Annotated in this window: 8 protein-coding genes and 1 pseudogene; 7 read left to right on the top strand and 2 right to left on the bottom strand. The window is 72.3% G+C overall.

The genetic code is table 11. The annotated features are described in order from the left end of the window. Positions 1-365 (top strand): annotated as a pseudogene (locus K2X24_RS21655) (hypothetical protein); the annotation flags it as partial. 74 nt (positions 366-439) lie between these two features. Here the strand turns inward: K2X24_RS21655 and K2X24_RS21650 are convergent. Continuing rightward, entirely contained in the window at positions 440-796 is a 357-nt protein-coding gene (locus K2X24_RS21650; RefSeq protein WP_238277913.1) for a GcrA family cell cycle regulator, read from the bottom strand. A 289-nt stretch (positions 797-1,085) separates the two neighbouring features. Here K2X24_RS21650 and K2X24_RS21645 point away from each other — a divergent pair, with 289 nt between their 5' ends. The 5 genes from K2X24_RS21645 to K2X24_RS21625 all read left to right on the top strand — a co-directional run bounded on the left by K2X24_RS21645 (position 1,086) and on the right by K2X24_RS21625 (position 4,671). After that, positions 1,086-2,099 carry an NAD-dependent epimerase/dehydratase family protein gene (locus K2X24_RS21645; protein ID WP_292500979.1) on the top strand — a complete coding sequence of 338 codons (1,014 nt, stop codon included), beginning with the start codon at positions 1,086-1,088 and terminating at the stop codon, positions 2,097-2,099. Positions 2,100-2,269: 170 nt separating this feature from the next. Then, the gene (locus tag K2X24_RS21640; RefSeq protein WP_238277836.1) at positions 2,270-3,022 is read left to right on the top strand and encodes an ABC transporter permease; all 753 of its coding nucleotides are present in this window, start codon (positions 2,270-2,272) and stop codon (positions 3,020-3,022) included. A 1-nt stretch (position 3,023) separates the two neighbouring features. Next, a complete protein-coding gene (locus K2X24_RS21635; protein WP_292500976.1) occupies positions 3,024-3,797 on the top strand; it encodes an ABC transporter ATP-binding protein in 774 nt (257 codons plus the stop codon). Between the two features lie 119 nt (positions 3,798-3,916). Then, complete coding sequence (locus K2X24_RS21630) at positions 3,917-4,159, top strand: DUF2842 domain-containing protein (protein WP_292500975.1); 243 nt, start codon at positions 3,917-3,919, stop codon at positions 4,157-4,159. Between the two features lie 101 nt (positions 4,160-4,260). Next, positions 4,261-4,671, top strand: a complete 411-nt coding sequence (locus tag K2X24_RS21625; protein WP_292500973.1) for a hypothetical protein — start codon at positions 4,261-4,263, stop codon at positions 4,669-4,671. A gap of 61 nt (positions 4,672-4,732) precedes the next feature. Here K2X24_RS21625 and K2X24_RS21620 read toward each other — a convergent pair whose 3' ends face one another. Then, positions 4,733-5,797 (bottom strand): polysaccharide deacetylase family protein, encoded by a 1,065-nt coding sequence (locus K2X24_RS21620; protein ID WP_292500971.1) that lies wholly within the window; start codon positions 5,795-5,797, stop codon positions 4,733-4,735. A gap of 177 nt (positions 5,798-5,974) precedes the next feature. On the opposite strand from K2X24_RS21620, the gene K2X24_RS21615 reads away from it, so the two are divergent. Then, positions 5,975-7,180 carry a GNAT family N-acetyltransferase gene (locus K2X24_RS21615; RefSeq protein WP_292500969.1) on the top strand — a complete coding sequence of 402 codons (1,206 nt, stop codon included), beginning with the start codon at positions 5,975-5,977 and terminating at the stop codon, positions 7,178-7,180. Positions 7,181-7,214: the final 34 nt, after the last annotated feature.

The raw sequence follows: 7,214 nt of genomic DNA, 5'->3' as shown, positions 1-7,214 counted from the left end.
AGGTGGCCGCCCGTCCGGCTCCGCGCCGGGTGGCGGCGGCTCGGCCCGCCGCTCCACGCCGGCCCGTCGTGGCGGCCCTGCCCCGCTCCCGCGTGACCGCACCTGCTCCCCGGCCCGCCATCCGCGCGGTGACGATGCGCCCGGCCGTCGCGCCGCCGATGTCCCGCTACGGCTACGCCGTCGAGGCGGCCCCGGATCGCTCCGGCGTGTTCGTCGGCGGGCGGATGTTCGAGGACGACCGGGCGGCCCGGGTGCGCCGGGCCCAGGAGGCCGGGTACATCGTGGTCCGGTCCCACACCGTCGAGTTTCCGGACGGCCGCCGCCTGCGCACCTATCAGCCCCTCGACGAGGAGGCCGACGATTAGGGCGCGCGCAAACGAAAGCCCCCGCCGGGTCTACCGAAGGGGGCTTTCAGAGGGGATGATCCGGCGGGGTGCGATCAGCGCAGGCGGCCGGGGCGGGCCGGCTCGAACACGATGCGGCGGTGGAACGCGCACCAGCTCTTGCCGTCCGGCGCGGGCGCGCCGCAGCAGACCGCGCGATCGTTCGGCTCGCCGATGATGAACTTGCACACGAAGGCGCCGGACTGCGCGAACGGAACCCGCAATTCGGCGGAGGGCTCGGCGATCGCGTCGGCCTCGCCGACCTGTGACATGCGGACAAGCTGGTTCATGGATCGAATGGCTCGCGGACTGGTTTTTCGCGGGCGAGGGCCCACGGAAAGTTTCGGGTGAGAAGCGCGTCGTGTCCTGGCAGGCCTTCGCCTCACAGGAACCCGGCACGACACCGCGGACATTCGTGAGGCAAAACGTCGACGCCGCGGGCATCGAAAGCGCGGCCGAACCAGACGCGACAGCGTCATGATGCTGTTATATCTGGGGTTTGACCCTCGGGAAACAAGGCATCGCGCATGGGTGTGCTGCAACGCACAGACGGTTGGGCCGTCCACACCGCCGCAAGCGGGCCGCGCGCGCGGTCCGCGTCAGGCGCTTCAAGGGGATAGACCCTGGTTTCTTGAGGTCGCGCGGCCTCGGGTGTAGTCCGGGCGCATGCTCACCCGGTTCGCCACGGCCGCAAGGAACCCCATGCGCGTCTTCGTGACCGGCACCGCCGGCTTCATCGGCTACCACCTCGCGCGGCGTCTCCTCGACGAAGGGCATGCCGTCACGGGTTTCGACGGCTTCAGCGACTATTACGATGTCGCCCTGAAGCGGGCGCGCCACGCCGACCTCGCCGGCAATCCCGATTTCACCCCCGTCGAGGCCCGCCTGGAGACGCCGGGCGCGCTGCTGGCGGCGGTCGGGCAGGCGCGGCCCGAGATCGTCGTGCATCTCGCAGCCCAGGCCGGCGTGCGCCACAGCCTGGAGAATCCCGGCGCCTACGTGGAGGCCAACCTCGTCGGCACGGCGAACCTCGTCGAGGCGGTGCGGGCGCACCCGGTGCGCCACCTCCTGTTCGCCTCCACGAGCTCGGCCTATGGCGGCAACACCGCCCTGCCGTTCCGCGAGACCGACCCCGCGGTGACGCCGCTGACCCTGTACGCCGCCTCCAAGCTCGCGGGCGAGGCGATGATGCATGCCTACAGCCACCTGTTCGGCATTCCGACCACCGCCTTCCGGTTCTTCACGGTCTACGGTCCCTGGGGCCGGCCCGACATGGCGCTGTTCCTGTTCACGCGGAAGATCCTGGCGGGCGCGCCGATCACGGTCTTCGCCGGGGGCGCGGCCGAGCGCGACTTCACCTATATCGACGACCTCGTCGCGGCGATCCGCGGATTGATGGACCGGCCCCCGCCCCGTCCCGGCGACGGAGAAGGCCCGGCCTGTGCGGGTGACACCCTGAGCCCGGTGGCGCCGTTCCGCCTCGTCAACATCGGGGGCGGCCGCCCGGTCCGGGTCGACGCGATGATCGACGAACTGGAACGCGCCCTCGGCGCCCGCGCCGAGCGCATCCTCCAACCCCTGCCCCCCGGCGACGTACCCCGCACCGAGGCGAGCACCGACCTCCTGCGGGCGCTGATCGGAGGGGTGCCCGAAACGCCACTTAGGCTCGGCATCCCCGCCTTCGTGTCGTGGTACCGGGGCTATTACGGGGTCTGATCCGCGAAGGCCCCCCTCCGGCGACTCCTCCTCCACGAGACTATCTTCTCGATCAGACCACCTCCCCTTCCGTTCCGACCGAAGCATGTCCCCCCGATGATCTCCAGACCCTTCCCGCCCCGGCGCGCCCGCCGAGACGGCCCGTTCCACGGCGTCCCGGGTGACCTGCGATGATGGCCCTGCGCTCCACCGCCCTGGCGGCGGCCGGACTCTTCGCCTTCCTGCTGTTCTGGGAGGCGATGCCGCGCCTCGGCCTCATCAATCCGGCCTTCCTGCCGCCGCCGAGCACGATCCCGGCGGCCTTCCTCAACGAGGTCCGCCTCGGTGTCTGGGGCGAGGCGGTCCTGTCGAGCCTCAGCCACTACGTGACCGGCCTCGGGGTCGGCGCGGGCGCGGGCATCGCGCTCGGGCTCCTCAGCGGCATGTTCCGCTGGTTCGAGGCGGCGACCGCCTGGATCGTGCGCCTGCTGCGGCCGATCCCCGGCCTCGCCTGGGTGCCGTTCGCCATCATCTGGTTCGGCGTCCAGCCGGAGGCCGCCGTGTTCATCATCGCCATCGGCGTGTTCTGGATCGTGTTCTTCGCGACCCAAGGGGCGGTGCGCGGCGTCGACCGCGACCTCGTCGAGGTGGCCCAGGCCTTCGGCTTCGGCTCGCCCTGGGCGCGGCTGACCAAGATCCTGCTCCCGGCCGCGACCCCGGGCATCCTCGTCGGCCTGCGCACGGCGCTCGGCCAGGCCTGGATGGCGGTGGTGGCCGCCGAGATCTTCGGCGTGCCCGGCGTCGGCGCCCGGATGATGCAGGCCTCGAGCCTGCTCTCCACCGACATCGTCGTCGTCTACATGCTCACCATGGCCGCCCTCTACGGCCTGTTCGACACGGCCTTCGTCGCCCTCCAGGGGTGGCTCCTACGGTGGCGCGCCTGAGATGACCGAATCGATCACGTCCGAGCCGATCATTTCCATCGCGGCCTTAAGCCTCGCCTACGAGCGCGCCGGCACCCGCAACGTCATCCTGGCGGACCTCGATCTCACGGTGGCGCGCGGCGAGTTCCTCGTCATCGTGGGCGAATCCGGGGTCGGCAAGTCCACCGTCCTGCGGGTGCTGATCGGGCTGGCCAAGCCGAGTTCGGGCACCGTGCGGCTTCACGCCCGCCCGGATTGCCGCACGCCGATGGCCCTGGTGTTCCAGGATGCGCGGCTGCTGCCCTGGCGCCGGGTCGTCGCCAACGTGGCCTTCGGGCTCGAGGGCAGCGGCCTCTCGAAGGCCGAGCGCCTGGCCAAGGCGCAGGCCATGCTCGACCTCGTGGGCTTGAGCGATCTCGGCCAGCGCTGGCCGCACCAGCTCTCCGGCGGCCAGCGCCAGCGCGTCGCCATCGCGCGGGCGCTCGCGGTCGACCCGGACGTGCTGCTCATGGACGAGCCGTTCTCGGCGCTGGACAGCTTCACCCGCGAGGGTCTGCAGGACGAGTTGCAGCGCATCCAGGCGGCGACGGGCAAGACCATCCTGTTCGTCACCCACGACATCGACGAGGCCGTGACGCTCGCCGACCGGGTCGTCGTGCTCGCGGGCAGCCCCGGCCGGCTGGCGGCCGAGATGCCGATCACGGTGCCCCGGCCCCGGCGGCGGCGCGACGCCGCCCTCCAGGAAGCCGCCCGGCAATTGCGGATGGAGCTGTCGAACCGCTCTGCGGAACTCTGAAGGCCGGGGCCGGAACGGATCGCGGCCGGCTGCCGAAAGGGTCGCGGGCCCGGCCGTTGCCATCGCTCGTGCGTGGCTCTACCCCGCTGATACCCCCGTTCGCTTCGAGGATCAGGCCGATGCGCCGCCGCACCCGTTCGCTGATCGGCACCATCGTGATGCTGGCCTTCATCATCGTCTACGCGCCGCTGGCCATGGCGCTGGCCGATAGCCGGATCTCGCAGACGCCGGCCCCCGTGCAGGCGATACTCTACGCCCTGCTGGGCATCGCCTGGATCTTCCCCCTGATGCCGCTGATCAGCTGGATGGGCCGGAACGACGGCAGCGACGATGCCTCGAACGGGCCGCCGCAGCCGCGTTGAGGCCGGGGTGGGTGGAATTCCCGGCGCGGCGTCGGTTTTTCGCCGCACTCGAGCGCCAGAACCGCTCACACTCATTTGTTTAGAGGTCGTCGTCCCGCTCAATGCCATCCCTGCGCACGCATCTGCTTCTGCTCGGCCTCGTGGTTCCGGCTCTGTTCCACCTCGTCTCGGCATCTCCGGCGCAGGCGCAGGCGGGGCCGCGCTCGGTCTCGGATTGCGAGCGCCTGAAGAACGATCTCGCCTACAACCAGTGCCTCGCCACGTTCGGCCCGGCCGCCCGGAACGTCGCCAGCGGCGTCTCCGCCGGGACCGCCTCGGCCGATGTCGCCAGCGCGCTCGCGGCGATTCCGCAGAGCATCGCCGCGAGCGCGGCGGCCACGGGGGCGGCCATCGCGTCCATCGGGCGTCGCGGACGGCGCGGGCGTTACGCGCGCCACGGCCGCCAGAGCGCGAGCTTCGCCATCGCGGGCGGCGAGAGCCGCTCGTATCGCCGCCACCGCCGCCGGCGCTGAAGCACCTCAGGCGACCGTTGGCGCTGAAGCGCCTTAAGCGACCGGATGGCGCTGAAGCGCCTTAAGCGACGTTGAGCCTGCGGCCCCGGTTCCACGCCAGGAACGGCACGCCCGAGAGCAGGGCTGCGAGCGCGGCCTCCGTCTGGTGGTGGCCGTTCACCGAGACTCGCGGCAGCGCGTGCAGGTGATCCGCATGGGGCCCGAAGAGGTGCCCGGGCCGGGTCGTCACCGCCGTGGCGAAGCCGAGTTCGCGGGCGAGGGCGAAGTCGCGGGGGCCGGCCGAGGTCGGGTCGCCCACCGGGTAGGACAGGTGCGTGACCGGGCGCCCGAGTTCGGCCGCGATCCGCGCCCGCCCCTCCCCGATCTCCCGCCGCGCGGCCGCCGCGCCGTGCTTGGCCAGCATCGGGTGGCCGATCGTGTGGGCGCCGAAGGTCACGAGGGGGTCGCGACCGAGGTCCCGCAGGTCGGACCATCCCAGGCAGAGGTCGCCGGCCATGCGCCCCGGTGCGAAGCCGGCCTGCGCGCACAGATCCGCGATCACCGCCAGGAGGCGCTCCTCCGGCCCGGCCCGGAGGGCGCGGTAGACCGCCTCGAAGGCGCTCGATTTCCCGGCGGCGTCCCGGGCCGGCAGGTCGAGGCCGGCCTCGGGCACCCGCACCCGGTCGAGGCGGCCGATCGCCACCTCCAGTTCCAGCCACCACAGCCGGCCCCGCCCGTCCGCGAAGTCGCTGGTCACGAACAGCGTCCAGGGCGCCCCGTGACGGCGCAGGATCGGGGCCGCGTGCGCGGCATTGTCGCGGTAGCCGTCGTCGAAGGTCAGCACGACGAACGGGCGGCCCCCGCCCGCGAGGCGTTCCGGCAGGGCGTCGAGGCCGATGATCTCGAATCCGCGCCGTCGCACCATCGCCAGGGTCCGGTCGAGGAAGTCCGGGGTGATCGCCAGCAGCGCGTTCGGCGCGTAGGTGCCGGGGGCGCCGGGGCGCACGTGGTGGAAGGTCAGGATCAGACCGCGTCCGCGCGCCAGCGGCCCCAGCCACAGGTCCGCCCGGCTCGCCGCGATGGCGCGAAAGCCCGCGGCGAACAGGCGGTGCCGGCGGCTCAAGGGCGGTGTCTCGGGGCCGGGCATGGTGAATCCTTCCGTGCGCGACCGCAGGAAACCACGGCAACCGGCAAGGTTTCGTTACCCACGCGCGCAGAGAGGCCGGGCCCGTCGCCCCCGCGTCACCCCGCGATTAAGGGGTCGGGCGGCAGGAAGGACGGACAGGGTCGGCCGGGTGATTCGCCGGCCGCGAGGGAGCATGGCATGGCTGTTCTTGCCCACGAGGGAGTCGGAACCGGAGTGATGCACGCGCGGCTGCAGGGCGGCTTCAGCGCCGAGGTGTTCGACGACCTGGCCTCCGTCGAGGCGCTGTGGCGCGGCATGGAGGCGGATGCCGCGGTGATGGGGACGCCCTATCAGCGCTTCGACTGGATTTCGGCCTTCGCCGCCGCACGCCCCGGCGCCGACCTGCAGATCGTCGTCCTGCGCGACGCGGGCGGGCGCCCGCGGGTGCTGCTCCCCCTCGTGGTCGCCCGCGAGGGCGGGGTGCGGGTGGCCCGCGTGGTCGGCTGCAAGCACGCCAACTACCACATGCCGCTCTTCGCCTCGCGCGAGGCGGCCGCGATGCGGCCGGAGGACCTCGTCGAGCACCTGCGGGTCTTCGGCTGCGGCGCCGGCATCGACGTCTTCGCCCTCTCGCACCAGCCCCGCTTCTGGGACGGGGCCGCCAACCCGCTCGGCGCCCGGTCCGAGCGCGCGGCGAGCGACGCCTACGGCCTGATCCTCGGTCCCGATCCGGAGGCGACGGTCAAGCGCGTGTTCAGCAGCGATGCGCGCAAGAAGCTGCGCTCGAAGGAGAAGAAGCTCGTCGAGGCCTTCGGGCCCGTCGCCTGCCGGCGCGCCGGCACGGCCGATGAGGTCCGGCATTACCTGTCCGCCTTCTACGAGCAGAAGGCCCAGCGCTTCGCCGCCATGGGCATCGCCAACCCCTATGCCGATCCCCTGATCCGGGCATTCCTGGCGCGCGGCACCGCGATCGAGGCGGGCACCGACCCCGCCATCGAGGTGACGGCCCTGGTGGCGACGCGGACCGACCGGGTCTTCGCGGTCTTCGCCGGCGCCGTCGACGGCCAGCGCTACAGCGGCATGATGACATCCTTCGATGCCGACCCGATGGTCAGCCGGTCGAGCCCCGGCGACATCCTTCTGCATCACCTCATCGCCGACCAGACCGCCCGGGGCCGGCGTGCCTTCGACCTCGGCGTCGGCGAGGCCCGCTACAAGGCCAGCATCTGCGACGAGACCATCGAGCTGGGGGAGACCACCATTCCGGTGACCCTGCGCGGCCACCTGTTCGCCCTGCGGGCGGTGGGGACCGCCCGGCTCAAGCGCCGGATCAAGCGCGATCCGCGCCTGATGGCGCTGGCGCGGCGCCTGCGCCGCAGGGCCGTCGCACCGGCGGCCGAGTAGCCGGGGCGCGTTCCCCGGATCAGGCCGCCGAGAG

Origin of the sequence: Methylobacterium sp. (assembly GCF_019750675.1) — a bacterium.
Lineage (GTDB): Bacteria > Pseudomonadota > Alphaproteobacteria > Rhizobiales > Beijerinckiaceae > Methylobacterium.
This window is presented reverse-complemented; position numbering and strand designations above follow the sequence as displayed.

What these genes read in the sequence shown, in the direction of transcription:
- K2X24_RS21650 (WP_238277913.1), bottom strand. Translation starts at nt 796, where the DNA reads ATGTCCGCGGTGTCGTGCCGGGTTCCTGTGAGGCGAAGGCCTGCCAGG.
- K2X24_RS21645 (WP_292500979.1), top strand. Translation starts at nt 1,086, where the DNA reads ATGCGCGTCTTCGTGACCGGCACCGCCGGCTTCATCGGCTACCACCTC.
- K2X24_RS21640 (WP_238277836.1), top strand. Translation starts at nt 2,270, where the DNA reads ATGATGGCCCTGCGCTCCACCGCCCTGGCGGCGGCCGGACTCTTCGCC.
- K2X24_RS21635 (WP_292500976.1), top strand. Translation starts at nt 3,024, where the DNA reads ATGACCGAATCGATCACGTCCGAGCCGATCATTTCCATCGCGGCCTTA.
- K2X24_RS21630 (WP_292500975.1), top strand. Translation starts at nt 3,917, where the DNA reads ATGCGCCGCCGCACCCGTTCGCTGATCGGCACCATCGTGATGCTGGCC.
- K2X24_RS21625 (WP_292500973.1), top strand. Translation starts at nt 4,261, where the DNA reads ATGCCATCCCTGCGCACGCATCTGCTTCTGCTCGGCCTCGTGGTTCCG.
- K2X24_RS21620 (WP_292500971.1), bottom strand. Translation starts at nt 5,797, where the DNA reads ATGCCCGGCCCCGAGACACCGCCCTTGAGCCGCCGGCACCGCCTGTTC.
- K2X24_RS21615 (WP_292500969.1), top strand. Translation starts at nt 5,975, where the DNA reads ATGGCTGTTCTTGCCCACGAGGGAGTCGGAACCGGAGTGATGCACGCG.